Origin of the sequence: Paenibacillus marchantiae (assembly GCF_028771845.1) — a bacterium.
GTDB classification, from domain to species: Bacteria; Bacillota; Bacilli; order Paenibacillales; family Paenibacillaceae; genus Paenibacillus; species Paenibacillus marchantiae.
Genome location: NZ_CP118270.1, coordinates 6,400,891 through 6,417,493 on the forward strand (window position 1 = coordinate 6,400,891; position 16,603 = coordinate 6,417,493).

Annotated in this window: 13 protein-coding genes; 1 reads left to right on the forward strand and 12 read right to left on the reverse strand. The window is 47.4% G+C overall.

Annotated elements, in window-relative coordinates:
• Nucleotides 1-11: 11 nt before the first annotated feature.
• From PTQ21_RS28870 to argH, 11 genes are all read right to left on the reverse strand, one after another.
• Complete coding sequence (locus PTQ21_RS28870) at nt 12-1,034, reverse strand: FecCD family ABC transporter permease (protein ID WP_064636055.1); 1,023 nt, start codon at nt 1,032-1,034, stop codon at nt 12-14.
• Nucleotides 1,027-1,953 carry a FecCD family ABC transporter permease gene (locus tag PTQ21_RS28875; RefSeq protein WP_420800386.1) on the reverse strand — a complete coding sequence of 309 codons (927 nt, stop codon included), beginning with the start codon at nt 1,951-1,953 and terminating at the stop codon, nt 1,027-1,029. The genes PTQ21_RS28870 and PTQ21_RS28875 overlap by 8 nt, the downstream gene beginning before the upstream one ends.
• A 105-nt stretch (nt 1,954-2,058) precedes the next feature.
• The gene (locus tag PTQ21_RS28880) at nt 2,059-3,060 is read right to left on the reverse strand and encodes an ABC transporter substrate-binding protein (RefSeq protein WP_274568043.1); all 1,002 of its coding nucleotides are present in this window, start codon (nt 3,058-3,060) and stop codon (nt 2,059-2,061) included.
• Nucleotides 3,061-3,177: 117 nt separating this feature from the next.
• A complete protein-coding gene (locus PTQ21_RS28885) occupies nt 3,178-4,821 on the reverse strand; it encodes an AraC family transcriptional regulator (protein WP_274568044.1) in 1,644 nt (547 codons plus the stop codon).
• A 109-nt stretch (nt 4,822-4,930) separates the two neighbouring features.
• A complete protein-coding gene (locus PTQ21_RS28890; protein ID WP_090953872.1) occupies nt 4,931-5,755 on the reverse strand; it encodes an alpha/beta hydrolase in 825 nt (274 codons plus the stop codon).
• A gap of 205 nt (nt 5,756-5,960) precedes the next feature.
• A protein-coding gene (locus tag PTQ21_RS28895; protein WP_274568045.1) for an IS3 family transposase occupies nt 5,961-7,321 on the reverse strand; the annotation gives its coding sequence in 2 pieces (ribosomal slippage) (nt 5,961-6,865 and nt 6,865-7,321; 1,362 coding nt in all).
• 138 nt (nt 7,322-7,459) lie between these two features.
• Entirely contained in the window at nt 7,460-8,320 is an 861-nt protein-coding gene (locus PTQ21_RS28900; RefSeq protein WP_274568046.1) for a carbohydrate ABC transporter permease, read from the reverse strand.
• A gap of 24 nt (nt 8,321-8,344) precedes the next feature.
• Nucleotides 8,345-9,289 carry a carbohydrate ABC transporter permease gene (locus tag PTQ21_RS28905; RefSeq protein ID WP_274568047.1) on the reverse strand — a complete coding sequence of 315 codons (945 nt, stop codon included), beginning with the start codon at nt 9,287-9,289 and terminating at the stop codon, nt 8,345-8,347.
• A 27-nt stretch (nt 9,290-9,316) separates the two neighbouring features.
• Nucleotides 9,317-10,666, reverse strand: coding sequence for a sugar ABC transporter substrate-binding protein (locus tag PTQ21_RS28910; protein WP_274568048.1), 1,350 nt, complete (start codon nt 10,664-10,666; stop codon nt 9,317-9,319).
• 60 nt (nt 10,667-10,726) lie between these two features.
• Nucleotides 10,727-11,671, reverse strand: a complete 945-nt coding sequence (locus PTQ21_RS28915; protein ID WP_063565353.1) for an amidohydrolase family protein — start codon at nt 11,669-11,671, stop codon at nt 10,727-10,729.
• A gap of 18 nt (nt 11,672-11,689) precedes the next feature.
• The gene (gene argH, locus PTQ21_RS28920; RefSeq protein ID WP_274568049.1) at nt 11,690-13,198 is read right to left on the reverse strand and encodes an argininosuccinate lyase; all 1,509 of its coding nucleotides are present in this window, start codon (nt 13,196-13,198) and stop codon (nt 11,690-11,692) included.
• A 231-nt stretch (nt 13,199-13,429) separates the two neighbouring features.
• Between argH and solA the strand changes: the two genes are divergently transcribed.
• On the forward strand, nt 13,430-14,569 hold the full coding sequence (gene solA, locus PTQ21_RS28925) for an N-methyl-L-tryptophan oxidase (RefSeq protein WP_274568050.1): 1,140 nt from the start codon (nt 13,430-13,432) through the stop codon (nt 14,567-14,569).
• 193 nt (nt 14,570-14,762) lie between these two features.
• Here the strand turns inward: solA and PTQ21_RS28930 are convergent, their stop codons facing one another.
• Nucleotides 14,763-16,601 carry an RICIN domain-containing protein gene (locus tag PTQ21_RS28930; protein WP_274568051.1) on the reverse strand — a complete coding sequence of 613 codons (1,839 nt, stop codon included), beginning with the start codon at nt 16,599-16,601 and terminating at the stop codon, nt 14,763-14,765.
• Nucleotides 16,602-16,603 lie beyond the last annotated feature (2 nt).

Here is a 16,603-nt window from a genome sequence, read left to right on the forward strand (position 1 = left end):
AATCTGGCTTGTTACATCCTGTTTTTAAGCAGTAAAAAGATGAAATAAGGAACGCCAATAATGGAGATGACGATGCCCACAGGCAGTTCTGCCGGGGCAAATACCGTTTTGCCGATCAAATCACCTACAACAACCATCGCCATGCCGACCAAACCGGATATTGGAATGACCCGTTTATGGTGAAGCCCCACCAGCCGCCGTGCAATATGAGGAGCGATTAACCCAACAAATCCGATACTCCCGGAAACGGCAACACAGGCACTGACGAGTCCAACACTGCCCAGTAACAATATTTTTCTCTCCCGATGAACATCTACACCGAGTCCCATGCTGCTGGCCTCCTGCAGCTGCATGACATCCAGCACACGGGATTTAGCCCAAAGCAATGGAATCAGCAGGACCAGCCATGGAATCATCGCCGATATGTATCGCCAGTTGGCATTATAAATGCTGCCTGTCAGCCAGACGGTAGCCATCTCAAAATCGGACGGGTTCATCTTTAGGGAAAGATAAAGCGTAATTGCACTAAAACCTGAACCGATGGCAATCCCGACCAGAATGAGCCTTTGGGAATCCAACTGTCCGCGCTCCTGAGCAAACCACAAGATGAGAATAACTGCGGTTAATCCACCCACCAGGCCAAACAGCGGCATCGCCATAACGGACAACCATCCTGTACCCGTTATGGACCCGTGAAACAGAAGCATAAAGAGCACCATTGCTGTTCCAGCACCTGCGTTAATACCAAGCATGCCGGGGTCAGCAAGCGGATTGCGCGCAATACCCTGAATTACAGCTCCGGCAATCCCGAGTCCCAGGCCAAGCAGTAATGCAATGACAATTCGCGGTAGCCTGAAATCAAAAATGACCAGATCATGCTCATGGACAGGGTCCAGCCGTAATAACGTTTTGACCACATCCATCACCGATATGTCAAACGCACCGTTAGTCAAACTGATATAAACGGCTGCTGCAATGATTATTGAACTTATGAAAATGACGGCCCATAATCTTCCCCGCTGCGGTTCAGGCATGTTTTCCCCCTCCTTTGGTTTTGATCAGATAAAGGAAGAAGGGAACGCCAAATAATGCGGTGACGACTCCAATTGGTGTTTCAAACGGAGAGTTAATGAAACGACTCAAGATGTCACACCAGGCCAAAAAGAATCCGCCCAGCAGAGCGGAGCACGGAATAATCCAGCGGTAATCTACCCCGAAGAGAAATCGGGTAATATGCGGAACCAACAAACCGACAAAAGCGATTTTGCCCGCCAAAGCCACAGATATTCCAGTCAGGATAACTACACTCAGTATCGATAAAGCCTTAACCCATCCGGTACGCTGCCCCAGGCTTGTTGCCACATCATCGCCCATCGACAGAATGGTAATAGACTTGGAGAGGATGATGGCTAACGCCAGTCCCACCACAGCAAATGGAATAATCAGCTTGATCATGCCCGGGTCCATCTGATGCAATCTGGCGTTATACCAGAAACTGATCGTTTGAGACACCTGATAATAGGTAGCCACGGCCTGAGATACACCACCGAGGAATGTACCAATAATCGTGCCCAAAATGGCAAGTCGAACAGGCGACATGCCGCCCGGTAGTAACCAGGCTATGAAAAATACCAGTCCTGCTCCAAGTGCCGATCCCGCCAAAGAGTAAAATATCAGACCAAGAGATGACGTATTCGGCATAAATACCATACATAAGGTGATGACCACTACCGATCCATCGGATACCCCCATAATGGAAGGGGATGCAAGATAGTTTCTTGTCATCCCCTGCATGAGCGCACCTGACACCGCCAGAAAAGCCCCGATCAATAGAGCACCAATAACACGCGGGAGCCGGGATGACACGATGATCTGGTGATCGATGCTGTCTGTATCAAAATGGAAAATGGCTGCCGTTATGGTTGAAACGTCAATGCTCTTGGCTCCGTACATGACGGACGCAAGAATGGTAACTGCAATGAACAGAGGTGCTGCTGCGAACAGCACCACCGGATTCAATCTTCTTTTTTGCATAGGAGTATACACGCCTTGCTCTAATTATTTGGATAACTGCTCAACTGCTGCTTTCAGGAATTCAATACGACTCCAGGCCGGACCACCTTCAGCCAATGGATCAATGACATTAACAAAAGCATGATTTTCCTTCAGCGCAGTTGTCTTCTGGATAATCGGGTTGTTCTGTAGATCTGTCAGGGCATTCGGGGTGTCGGAGTTCTCAGATGTCTCAAATTGTACAAAAACATAATCAGGGTTCATCTCTGCAAATTTCTCCACCGAAAGTGCTTCCTGCGCTTTGGCTGCCTGAATCTCGGTCGGAACCTGGAATCCAAGGTCTCCATACAGAATCGGATTCACAAAGACAGACTCAGGATACACATACATTTGTCCGTTACGGATACGTACTGCCAACACCTTTTTGTTTTCCAGTTTGTCCCCAAGTTCAGCCTGGGCAGTAGTCAAAGTAGCCTTATACTGTTCAATTTCCTGTTTGGCCTGTTCCTGCTTGCCTGTCAGCTCAGCCAGTAGATTAAGGTTCGACTCCCAATCCGTAGCAATATGAGACACCTGAATAAATGGCGCAATTTTGCTTAACTGCTCGGCCACTTCAGGTTTAAACTTCGTAGAACCCAGGATAATATCCGGTTTCAGGGACAGAATGGTCTCAAAGTTAGGCTCAATCTTCTGCCCAATGGACTCAGCTTGATCCGTGATAGAAGCATACATCTCCGGGAATTCGCCGCCAAAAGTAATAGCCCCTACCGGATGTACATCAAGAACCAGTGCATCCTCCATGGCTTCCATGGAACCGGTAATTACAATACGGTTAACCTCTGTCGGAACCGTGTACTCCTGATCTAAGTATTTAATAGTTCTTGTGCCTTCAGCTGCCTCAGCTGTATCCGTTTCATTGGTCGTCGCCGTTGTTCCAGTCGAAGCCGAATTCTCCGCAGTCCCTGACGCGTCCTCTTTATTGCCGCACGCTCCCAATACAGCGAGCATACATATCATTACCAAACATAACCCCAATTTCTTTTTCATCTCTGGTGATCCCCCTTCAATTTCGATTATTCTAATTGAGAATAATAATCATTATTGAATGATAAACAAGATTGACCGACAGAACCATGGACTCTGTCCTGAATCTCTATGGATTTTTCACCGATAGCGATCCATCAGATCGTCCAGGATGCGTTCGTTGGCGAGGGGCGAGTTCTCAAGCCAGGGATCAGCCGGGATGATGAACAACCGGTTATTCTGAACAGATTTTATATTTTGCCACAAGGAGGTTTTCTGCACATCCTCCCAGAAGGATAACGTCTCACTCTCCTGACATACCATCAGAAATATCCAATCCGTCTGCATTTCATCCAGTTGTTCCAGCGTAATCGGCTCGTTATATATCTCCCCTTCCTCACTGACATGAGCTGGTTTGACTGCCAAATCTCCATATAACACTTCCAACATGGATGGTGAACAATAACGTGTGAACTGATGTTTTAACAAACGGACAACGACTACCTTCTCGTTGCCAAGCTTTTGATGCATCATCGTTTTGACCTGGTCCGCCTTATGATCATAAGTTTCCAGCCAACTCTTGGCATCCTGCTGTGCCCCCAGTTGTTCAGCCAGAATCTGAAGCTGTGAACGCCAGTTGTGATCTGAGACCGTGAGGTAATGAACCGGCGCAATACTTTCAAGCTGTGCTTTCTCCTCAGGTCGCAAGTGGTCGTAACTGATAATCAGGTCAGGCTGATGCTCCTGCAGAGCCTGAATTTTGGATTGCCATTCCATGTCAATCCGATAGGCACTCAGATGTACAGGGATGTCCTTGCCATACATTCGATAATAATACGATGTCCATTTCGGGTGTAGCGGTGCCGCATAGGGAATCATGTTCAGGGCCAGCAAATGTCCTGTAATCGCAATGTGATAGGCGGCAATTTTACGGCGGCGGCTGTTCATATATACCGAAGGGGATATTCCCATGGCTTTTTTAAATTTGCGACTGAAGTAAAATTCGTCGTGATATCCAACCTGATGAGCAATATCCCGCAGACGCATTTCAGTACCGGCCATCAGTTGTTTTGCCCGGTTAATGCGGAGTGAAGAAATATAATCAGTTGTACTCATTCCATATCTTCGCTTGAACAGGTCCACATAATATTTCGGACTCAGCCCGGCCATGCCTGCCAGATATTCCACGGTTAGATTCTCATTGGAATGCTCATCGATATAATCTTTGGTACGCTGGATCATCATCTGGGAATCTTCCTTGAGCGGAGGTGATGCTTCTGTAAGGCTTGCGAGTAATTGGAGAAATTGCACATGTGCCTGAAAATGTCCCATGGCCCTGCCACTATGCCACAGGTTGTGTATTTCTTCGCACATAAATGAGAGCTGAACGGTTGGTGACACCGCCAGCTCCTTGCCAGATCTGAACATCGGGGTATCTTTAACCACATGCAAAGTGTCAGGATCATCATGCAGCTCTTGATAAAGGTCAAACCGCATGATCGTTACTTCGGCTCCTTCATCTCCGAAAGAGGTCAGTCCAAAAGTGGATTCGGGTACACAGGAATATACGCCTTGTGCATGGATATGGATAGACCCCCGATCCAGTGTCAGTAAGGCTTCACCACCTGTGACCATGACAAGCACATAAGACGAGGTATGCTGCTGGGGAATGTTCCAGTCCGAAGTGGATTTCATTTTCTCCATGTCACGCAATTTTATAGTCAATCTGTCGAGTGGATACGTGGAATCCACCTCTTGATTAGGGTATAAGTTAGGGGAAATCATCTATTTATAGGCCTCCATTTGATAACCATTCTCAATAACTATCATCAGTATATCAAATTTTCGGAGACCCCCGCATCTACTAGTTCTTTCATGATGGTACTCAACCCGTTCAATCTCTGGATGCAAATCGCAGTGCCCTGTTGATCAACACAGGCAATACCGAGATATGACCTTCATCTTCAAAACAGATAAAATCAGCGCGGACTCCCCTAGCATCGGCATGGTTCAACCATTCGGTAAACACTCGGGAACGTTCAATCACCCCGCTGGGATGACTCCCCTCCAGTTCTCCTACTGCAAGTAAAACGTGAATTTTCATACGATTATCCAGCATACGGGAAGCAAACGTCTCTTGCTGCCGGGCGATCCAGGCCGAGTTCCAATGAAGAGACGGACTACCTGCAATGTAATTTCGGTATGTTCCCGGACGTTCCAGTAACAACTGCAAAACAAATAAGCCGCCCAGCGAGTGCCCCACAACGGATTGTCTGCTCCTATCAATGGCATAGCGTCGTTCAATATCCGGCTTCAATTGTTCCTCGATAAATTGGGTGAATGCTTCAGCGCCGCCATGCTCCGGCCAAGTTGCTCCATCCGGTCTCCGGGGTAATTCCTCTTCGGGAACCAACATCATAAAGTCATAGTGCCTGTCCGGTGGAAAGGCTTCCCGGGCTGTATACCCCACGCCAACAATAACTGCCGGAACAACCCCGGTCTTCTCCGGGCGCAAAGACTGTACACGCATGGCTTCAACCATCGTACCAAACACCGCATTGGCATCCAGCAGATAGATCACGGGATATCCGGAAGCTGGCGGGGCGCTCTCCGGCACCCAAACTCTGATCTCGTACTCTCTTTTGGTCTGTTCTGCACGCATGCGGTAAAAGGTTGTTCCCGGCAAAGTTACCTCCGGTTCTGTTCCGTCATGTCTCATCACTTGTTTCAATGAAGTATTCCTCCTGGTTGCTACGGCTTTAGTCTCCGATTATATCCAAGGTCGGTCCGGCCTTCCATGGACGAATCACCCATTTCCATATGGAAAATGCACCGCTTCATTGCATACAAGGCTTTTTTATTTTTATGAAAGAACAAAGCCGGCCCCCTTGATGAAGTGACCCCTTAAAGTTAGACAAATATTTTTATGCAACCTGTATGGCATGAATTCGGTATTGTACCGGGCTCATGCCTTTTAATTTTGACTTAATGCGTTTGTGATTGTAGTAATCGATGTATTGTGCTAGTTCTTGCTTGAAGTCATCTAGACTTTCAAACTCATTAAGATAGAGAAATTCTGACTTCATAATGCCAAAGAAGTTCTCCATTACTGCGTTATCGTAACAATTTCCTTTGCGTGACATGCTCTGGATAATCGCCCGTTCCTTCAAAGCATGTTGATACTGCTTCATCTGGTAGTGCCAGCCTTGATCCGAATGCAGGAGGAGCTCATCCTCGTTGGATAAGCGTTTAAAAGCTTTATTTAGCATGTCGGAGACTAATGAATAAGTAGGGCGAGATCCTACTGTGTACGTGATAATTTCACCGTTAAATAAGTCCAGAACAGGTGATAAATAAAGCTTTTCTCCAAACAACTTAAATTCCGTAATATCGGTAACCCATTTCTCATTTGGTTTTTCTGCTTGAAAGTTACGATCCAGTACGTTTGGTGCAATGTTACCCACTGTTCCTTTATAGGAACGATATTTTTTCATACGCACTACTGATTTCAGGCCTAATTCTTTCATGATACGCTGTACTTTTTTATGGTTAACTCGGTGTTCACGATTAACTAGTTCATCACGGATACGACGATAGCCATAACGCCCCTGATGTTCCTCGTAAATGGATTGAATAAGGAGTTTCAGGTCTGCGTCTAGATCGGGCTTGTCAAACTGTTTCACCCAGTAATAGAAGGTGCTACGTGGGACTTCAGCGAACGCTAGCAATGCAACCACCGGGAATTCAAGCCTTAATTCATAGACTACTTGCGCTTTGTCTTGTTTGGTGATTTTTCCTTGTTTTGAACTAAGGCATTCAACTTTTTTAAATAGGCGTTTTCCATACGCAAACGTTCTAATTCAGCTTGTAGAACTTCAACTGATTCATCGCCAGGTTCTAGCTTCTTCGTCATATTTTTGTTCGTATTTTTCATGAGTGGACGCCCCTTTTTCTTTGATTTCAGGCCGTCCACTCCATCCTCATTGAATTGAATACGCCATTTTCTAATAATCCTAGGAGAGGGTATATTGAAAATGACCGCAGCTTCATTTGGAGACGTCCCATTCTCGTTTATATAGGTGAGTACGTCTAGTTTAAATGTCTTAGTGTAAGCTGTATAGCTCTTTTCAAAAGCTTTGACGCCGTGATATTCGTATTGCCTAATCCACATACGTAAAGTTTCATGATTTATCCGTAATGATTTTGCAATACTTTTGACTCCTTCAGTACCATTCTGATATCTATGAATGGCTTTCAATTTCTCATCTAAACTGAATTTAGGCAAAAAAACTGCACCTCCATTGTTAGTCGTGTCTAACAAATGGGGTGCAGTTCATGACGGGGTAACCGGCTCTGTTTTGTTTTGCTTTGTATTGTATTGTAGGGTTCTGTTTTTCTATAAAACATGTCCGTCGCTTTAATTCTATTTGAGACCTGTTGTAGCAATGCCACGAATGATCTGCTTCTGGAAGCACAAAAAGAGAAAGATCAATGGCAGAACCGAAAGTGTTGCTCCAGTCATAATCTGCACCCAGTTGCTGCTGTCCTTAGCCTCGCTGGAGAAGAAAGCCATCCCGACCGGAATCGTAAACATCTCCTCACTCTGTGTAATAATGAGCGGCCAGATGAATGCATTCCAACTGCCCAAGAATGTCAGAATGCAGAGGGTGGCGAACGCTGGCCTTACCAGCGGAACAGCTATCCGAAGGAAAATGCCCCATTCTCCCATGCCATCAATTCGTGCCGCATCCAGTAATTCGGAAGGAAGGGATTCCATGAATTGCTTCATTAGAAAAATGCCAAACCCGGATATTAAACCTGGAAACAGAATTCCCCAGTACGTATCCATGCCGTTAAAACTGCTGGATACAAGATACCATGGAATAATTAGCATTTCAGTCGGCACCATTAATGTACTTAGAATGAGCACAAAAATAACCTGTTTCCCCCAAAACGTAAATTTGGCCAGAATGTATCCCGTAATGGAATCAAATACGCAGACGCTCACGGTGGCAATGACGGCTACATATAAACTGTTCAACATCCAGCGGGGAAATGGAGTTCCCTGAAAAATAGCCGCATAATTATCCCATGTGACTCTGGAAGGGATGAGGCTTAGAGAGTAGATTTCATCCAGCGTCTTGAACGACGTCGATATCATCCATAGAAACGGAAACACCATCAACCCAAGTCCGAGCGTAAGTAAACCATAACTGATCAGTGACCCGGAACGTTTCCAGCGGAGTGTTGTTCGGGTATCGGCCCATGCGGCAGATCTGCTCATGCTTGTAAAGCACCCTCCTTCCTTTTACTCCTGTTGAAAACGACTGCCAAGCACTTTAAGCTGAACCAGAGTCAGCATGAATATGATGACAAACAGAATGACGGTGGCTGCCGAGGCCAGGCCCATATCAAAACTCTTGAAAGCCAAATTGTATATATGAAGCACGACAGATATGGTGGAGTCCAACGGCCCGCCTCCAGTCATATTCAGCACCTGAGTGAAGGATTGCAGAAACCCGATGCTTGCCATGACGACAGATAGAAGCATGACCGGGTTTAACAGAGGGATCGTAATATGCACAAAGCGCTGCCAACCCGTGGCTCCGTCTATGGCAGCCGCCTCATAATACAATTTGGGGATGTTTTGCAGACCCGCCAGGAAAATGAGCATCTGAAATCCGATATTTTGCCATACCATCACCGCAATAATCCAAAAGATGGCCTGTGTGGGCGAATACAGGAAAGATTGCGGCCCAAGGCCCAACTCTATAAATAGAGCATTTACAATCCCGTTCTTCATCAGCAGCCACCGGAATATCCAGCTTACCGCCACTACACTGGTTACATACGGGATAAAGTAGGCCGTCCTGAACAATCCGCGCAGCTTCACCACTTGCTGGAGAAGAAGAGCCACGATTAATCCGGCAATTAACTGTGCAGGCACTCCAACAACGACGTAGATTCCTGTGTTCACCAGCGACTTGAGGAATAGAGGGTCACTTAGCAATGTCGCATAATTATCAAAGCCCACAAAGGGTTTATCCGTTGACAGCATGCCCCATTCGCGAAAGCTTACGTTAAAGGAATACAGAATCGGTAAGATGCGGATGACTACAAAATAGATCAGCGGAATCAACAAACCGCCATAAATGAATAACCGCTGTTTATGTCTGTAATTGAGTCTTCCAATTCCCGATCCGAACCATAAACGCCGTTTCGGCCGCGAAGGGATCACCCCGGTAGTCCTCATAGCTGCGCAGCCTCCTTGAATGAGAACTTATTTTTTCTTATCCTGTTTCGCCCAGTAGTCGTCATAGAGCTTCTGGGTTTTGGTCACCAGATCATTGAAAGCCTGCTCTTCCGGCACATGATTAAGCATCACCTCATCCACAGCGTTCACAAACAACGTACGCTCCTGCGTCTCATCAATGAAGAAATGGGCGTTGGCATCGTTCAGTTGGGAGATAAAAGGGCCAAGCAGCGGGTCATTCACATACTTATCCTGAAGAGCCACTTCTTTCTGAGCAGGCAGTTCGCCTACCTTCTCCACCCACTGTTCCTGGACGCCCTTGCTGATCAAAAATTGTAGAAATGCCGTGGCTGCTTCAAGCTTCTCCCCGGTAACATTGGCTGGAATCGCATTAGCCCAGAATGAAGCCTGTGTGGATTTTCCTTTATAACCCGGCAGCGGTGCGACAGCAAAATTCAAATCGGGAGCGTCTTTTTTGATAGATCCCAATCGATATGAACCATCGACGTTAATTGCGGCATGGCCCGTTTTGAATGCATTGGCATCATCAGTGTAAAAGCCGTTAATTCCTACCTTATGCATGGTTGCAAAATCAACCAGATACTTGAATGCTTCAAGCCCTGCAGGGGTATCCTTCCACAGGATTTTCCGACGATCCTCGCTCGTATCTTTGCCTCCCGCTTGATATAACAATCCGTCTCGGAACCAGTGATGAAGCTGGGAACCTGGTTCCCATGCGAAACCCTCTGTCACCAACTGCCCATTTTTGTCCGTTTCCGTTAATGCCTTGGCATCCGAGACAAGCTCTTCCCAAGTCGTAGGCGGTTTGTCCGGATCAAGTCCAGCCTTGGTGAACAAGTCCTTGTTATAAAACAACCCCAGCGTTCTCACGCCTGTAGGCAGAGCATAATAGCTTCCGTTTAATTTGGCTGTATCTACAAAAGGGAAAAATGCCTCGGCGATGCCCGGAAAGCTGCTTTCCGGCAACGGCTGTAAATAACCGGATTGCACATATTTGGGCAACCAGCCGTAATACAGATTGATGACATCCGGTCCTTTTCCAGCGGGAACCAGTGTAGCTACCTTTTGATTGTACTGGTCGTACGGAAAATTGGTTTGTTTGACTTTGATGTTGGGATGTTCCGTCTCGAATTCCTGGATTAAGGCATTGATCAGTTCAACCTTGGCTGGAAATTCGTACTGCCAGTACTCAATCGTGATGGGCTCCGTCTGATCACCCGAAGCTGTTACACCTGCCGAACCAGACTCTTCGGATGGCTTGGTTGAGCAAGCTGTAATGCTCAATAAGAGTAAACCTGCAATCAAAAATTGCAGAGTCTTGCTTGGCCTGAATGAAAAATAACCGGATTTCGTCAAGTGAAGCCACTCTCCCCTCTTTTGCAACAAAAGTGTTATAACGTTCTCTATTTCCTTGGCTTACGCGTTGGTGGAACCGACGGCTTTGCCAACAGGCAGCTTCAACAGACGTCTTGCGTTATTTCCGAAGATGAGTTCAATGTCCGCTTCAGGGAAGCGAAGTTCACGGCATACACGCACCTGATCCTGTAAATAACGATAGGGATAACCACGCGGAAATCCGCTCGCATCCGTTCCAAAGATGATTCGCTCTGGACCCAGCAGCTCGTATGTTTTGCGGAATAACGTCTCCAGGTTCAGCTCATAGGGCATCCAACGTACCCACTGATTGGAACCCGAGGTGTCGATGTATACATTAGGGCAACTCCAACTTAGATGCAGAAGCTCCTGGAAATACCCTGCGCCAAAATGAGGGATGATGAACGGAATATCCGGATAGGCACGGGCCGTATTAAATATGGCAAGCGGATTGATGTTGGGATGATGAACGATGCCTCCGGCATGACCAAGCATGCCAAAATGAATCAGGACAGGCAGGCGGCGCTCTGCAAGAAATGCCCACACCGGGTCGAGCGAAGGAGAGTCAAAGGGAATCTGGGTGAGCGGACCAAACAACTTATATCCTCGCAATCCGAGCTCATCAACTGCCCTACGCAGCTCGATGGATGCATCTTCATTTTCAATGGGATGATAGGCGAATCCGGTAAACCGATCCGGGTATATGGATATTTGTTCAGCCAAGTTGTCATTATCCAGAGCCGTCAGAAAGTTAAGTCCAGCAATATTGTATTTGTCTAATTCCTCTACCCACCGTTCGATTAACGGCCGCGCAGCTTCCTCTCCCTGCTCCTCCACCGCCGGGAAGTCCCAGGTTAGTCTCATTCGCTCACTGCGTTCCTTGCCATATCGCGTCACCAACTCATGGTTTTTATATGAGGAAAGCAAAAGTTTATAAGGCAGATGGGCATGGATGTCAAAAACTCGAAAGTCGGGATTGGAGAACATTGATTTTGCTCCTTCCATTTAGATTCTGTTAAGCCAGCCGTTTAAAATTAAATCCAGTTTTGCATCTACAGAACGGAGTTTATTAGTGGTATCGAGACTCCATTGTTCCTGTGTGCCGAGACGGAGCGCTTGGGCCTCCAATGCTCTTGCCACTTCTTCCGGATTGGGTCCACCACGCACATGTCGAATGTGTACAAAATGCTCGGGAGATATTGCTTCCTCTAATTGCTCATAGGTTAGGGCAAGCGGCTTGGCGGCAATTTCCTGTACCGCTGTGTTCACAACCTCCCAGTTCAATCCCGAAATAGAAATACCAGATTCCGTCAGCTGTGTTACAATCCGGCTCACGATGGAATGAGCTTGTCGAAACGATAATCCTTCTGTGCGGACCAGCGTATCTGCAAGTTCGGTAACCATGGCAAAACTACGCTCTGCCCGTTCACGCAGCAATGACACATTGACCTTAAGGGTATCCATCACTTCGGACAGCAAGCGATATACGGATTCAAGTGTATTCAGACTTCTCCATACATAGGGCTGCATATCATCTTCGGTATCTACAATGTCACCAAAGGGTGTGTTATGCATCATGTTAAGAGCAGTTGCTGCATCCCCTTTGGCACTTGAAAGGAGTGAACGGGCGTGTTCAATCGATACCGGATTCCGTTTTTGCGGCATAATTGAACTAATCTGAACGTAAGGGGCAGCTACAATTAATGCACCATATTCCTGTGTGCACCATAACAGCAGATCCTGAACGAAACGTCCCAGATTGATAGCTGCCAGTTGGGCTACAGAGGCGGCTTCACCTGCATAATCTGCACCGCTGACGGCATCATAGGCATTCTCAATAATGCCATCAAAGCCGAGCAATTCTGCGGTTCGGTCTCGACAGACCGGAAATCCAGAAGTGGTGAGAGCAGCCGCACCAAGACTGCTGCGATTGCAGCCTGTATAGGCGGATTTCAACCGATCGAGATCCCGTTCAAGGGAATCGCTAACGGCACAGATGTAATGGGCAAGTGTGGTCGGCTGGGCTTGTTGGGTGTGCGTGTGAGCAATCATGAGGGTATCGATATGACGTAATGCAAATTCTCTTAGGCTTCGGTGTAATGACAGCCCTGAGGAAATCGCTGAGTTCAGCTTCTCCCTCAGCACCATACGATACATGGCGATTCCCATATCGTTTCGGCTTCTGGCTAAGTGCAGATTCCCGACAGAGGGTCCGCCAAGCTTCTCTAGTTCAACTTCGACTTGGTAGAACAAATCTTCAACGTGGGAGGAATACTCGCTCGTTCGGAGCCCATCCACATCCAGACTCTGTACAGCCGAAGCGATGTGGCACGCTTCTTGCTCCGGAATGATGTGTTGTTCACGGAGCATAATTAGATGTGCTTTGTTTACGGCCATCATGGGGTTCAGCAGATGCTGTGTGGCCTGGTTATAGGCGGGTTCAAGTACAATTTCGGCATAGGTTTGACTGGGAAAACCAGACACTTGTGTTGGATTCGTTGACGTTGACTTCACCTTCCTTGTTCTTCATCTGAATATACAGAGATCTGAAATGCCGACTAATCAGGTCGGAATGTTTAGTTCAAAACTCTACCACTATTTTGGTATACATACAACTTTATCCTTAATCAAAATTTTCTATTGTTGTATCGGCTTTCTCTATAACCTGTTCTATTGACTGCCGTAGATTTGAAGACTAGATTATCCTGTATAAGATTGGTCTCTGAAAAATAAGCGGAAGGAGGGATGGTTATATCACATTCCTATGATGTCATTATCGTTGGAGCCGGATCGATGGGCATGAGTGCAGGTTATTATCTTGCGCGCAGTGGATTAAAAACATTACTGATTGATGCCTTTGATCCTCCGCATACGGAGGGCAGCCATCACGGAGAACCACGGCTTATCCGCCACGTGTACAGCGGGGGACCTGACTATATAGCGATGGCACTTCTGGCGCAGGAACTGTGGGAAGAACTGGAGGATACTACCGGGGCCAAATTGCTTGTACCTTCGGGCGTCTTGAATATGGTTGACCCGGACATCCATTCTTTTCATAATCGTTTAACCCATGCTGACGATGCGGGGATTCGATATGAAACCTTGCGCGCAGCCGAAATCATGAAACGCTGGCCAGGCATTGAAGTCCCTGAACATTACGAGGGAATGTATGAGCCTGATGCAGGTTATTTATTCAGTGAACGCTGCGTGCTCGCCTTCCGTCAGGCAGCCGAAGCATCGGGTGCCACTCTCTTAACGCACACACGTGTGGAACATATCGAGTGCAGCGCAGATTCTGTTGGAGTCATCACATCTGCTGGCGAGACGTATTATGCGAACCAGGTCATTCTCAGTGCCGGAGCATGGTTTCAGACGCTGAAACCGTTCGTGAACCTTCCCATTCGAGCTGTACGCAAAACCGTGGGATGGTTCGATGCACCGGAGGCATTGTTCGCCGAGGATCACTTTCCCGGTTTCACGCTGGCTGGAAAAGAAGGCGGATATTATGGATTTCCGAGCATTGGCGGGTCGGGTCTGAAGATTGGACGTCACGATACGGGGCAGGAGTGGACACCAGGCGGTACACTGGCTTCATTTGGCTCTGATAAGACGGATGAGGGTGATCTGCGGAGATTGCTTGAACTTCGGATGCCTCTGGCAGCGGGAAAGCTGAAGCGTGGTGGGGTATGCAAATACGAGTTCACACCGGATGAAGATTTTATTATCGACCGTCACCCTGCCCATAATCATGTATGGCTGGCAGGTGGATTTTCCGGTCATGGCTTCAAATTCGCAAGTGCAGTGGGCAAAATATTGTCTGACTTGGTGCAAACAGGGCATACGGATCAGGATATTGGACGATTTGCCCTTTCACGTTTTCAATAGAGCACTAGCCCCGGAGAAGGCTGAACTAGTACTGAACGTAAGCTAACTCGATTTGGTGTATCAGGATGAACTCCTTTCTTGAGCCGTGCCGTGTGGCATAGCGCGCCCTACTTCAAGAAAGGAGTATCCTTACCTTAGCAACGTTTAAATCATTCTAAAGCGAGAGCAGTCCGCGCAATGAATACTCTCCTTTTTAATTCACTTTAACCAAACTCCAGTGCTGATTGGCTCCACCATTGTCTGCCCATTGAATGGTCGAGGCACCAGCGGTTGTGGAGCTCTGGTTGATATCAACGGTCAAGCCGCTATTGCGGTTCACGAGCACAAGATATCCTCCGACATCCACCGGTAACCATTGTTGATTGTTGCCCCCGTTATCCTGCCACTGAATCAAGGCTGCTCCTCCTTGAGTAGAGCTCTGATTCACATCCAGCAGCAGACCACTGCCTACGTTACGGATCTTATAATAACTGTTGCCCGCAGACTCCAACTTCCATTGTTGGTTTGCTGCGCCATTGTCGTTCCACTGGATGATCGTTGCACCCCCGGCAGCAGAAGCCCCATTCACATCCAAAGCGAGACCACTGTTCCGATTGATCAGCTTATAGATCGCCCCGGATTCATATCCTGTGCTGCCATTATACGTCGCGCCAGATATGACATAGGTCGTAACCGAGCCCGCTTTGGCGGTCGCTGTAAACTTTTTATTCTGAATGTTGATGTTGGTCAACTGCTGCAACTTCTCCGTAGAGGAGGTCCGGTGTACTTGAGCAGACGATCCAACACTTGTAAACTGACTCAAATCATACGTCACCGCTGTATCACTCGAATCCGAATTGGTAGTCACCAGCACCACTTTACCTGAAGTAGCATCATAGGCAGCAAGCGTATTGGCATCACTCATGCCGATGATCTTGTAACCAGGACGAATAAACTTGCTGTAGTTGCCCATGACATAATATTTCTGATTCACAGTGTAACTGGTCGTTTGCGTGTTATTCAGTACGTTTTTGAAAAATCCCCAGCCATCCGCACTATCTACGGCCTGCCAGTAGACCCACGCACTCGCCCCCATGTTGCGTATATCCTTAAGGATCGTGCGTGACATCGTTAGTCCGCTGGCATCCCCGTCTCCATATTCTGAGGTCCAGAGATGTTTTCCCGCTGAAGTTGCTGTATTCCGCAATGATGCACGATTGCTTCCGCCATAGGTATGTGTGTTAATTTGACTGATCGCAGACTTCACTGCACTGCTGTAACTGTTGAAGGAAGTGGTTGTGTCATCCAGACTGTATTCTTCTGGTGCGCTCAGCTTCGTGGACAATCCCTTTGCTGTAAGTGAAGATTGCACCTGGCTCAGAATCGTGTTCTGATCTGCCCGATCAAAGTGCATACCCTCCTGATTATTGCCCAGCTTCCACCAAGTGGAGATCGGTTCATTAAGCGGGGTAACTGTGTCAAACGTGATGCCCCAGTTATCTCTGAAATGCTTCACGACCTCTGTGAGATAATCAGCAAAATCATCATAATAATCCGGCTTGAGATTATTGCCACCATTCGCGGCCCCGGACACACTTCCGCTAATGGTCATCCAATAGGGTGCCGAGTTCGCAAAGGCTTCAAAGACGTTGACTCCATATGATTTGGCGGCTTGGAGCATATACCTCTGATTGGCATCTTCATTCCAGTCATACACGCCCGGGGAAGGTTGATATCCCGGCACGGCTTTGCGATATTCCAGCACATTTGATGAAGGATTATCGCCACCTCCAATGTTGTAACGCAGGACGTTCAGACCTAGTCCGGTTGTTGGGCTAAACATCTTTTCCACATACTCATCCCGGTTGGAGTACTCTCCGACCACTTTGCCCCACCAGGCAAGGGATGTTCCCCAACCTTCGATAGTCTGATATTGCTTCGAGGGATCAGCCGTGGCTGTATAAGAACCCGCGGCGGATTCTTCCGTACCCAAGCTCCCTGTTATAAGACTTCCTGCTATTAGCAGGGTGCCCAACCGTTTCAACCATTTCATTC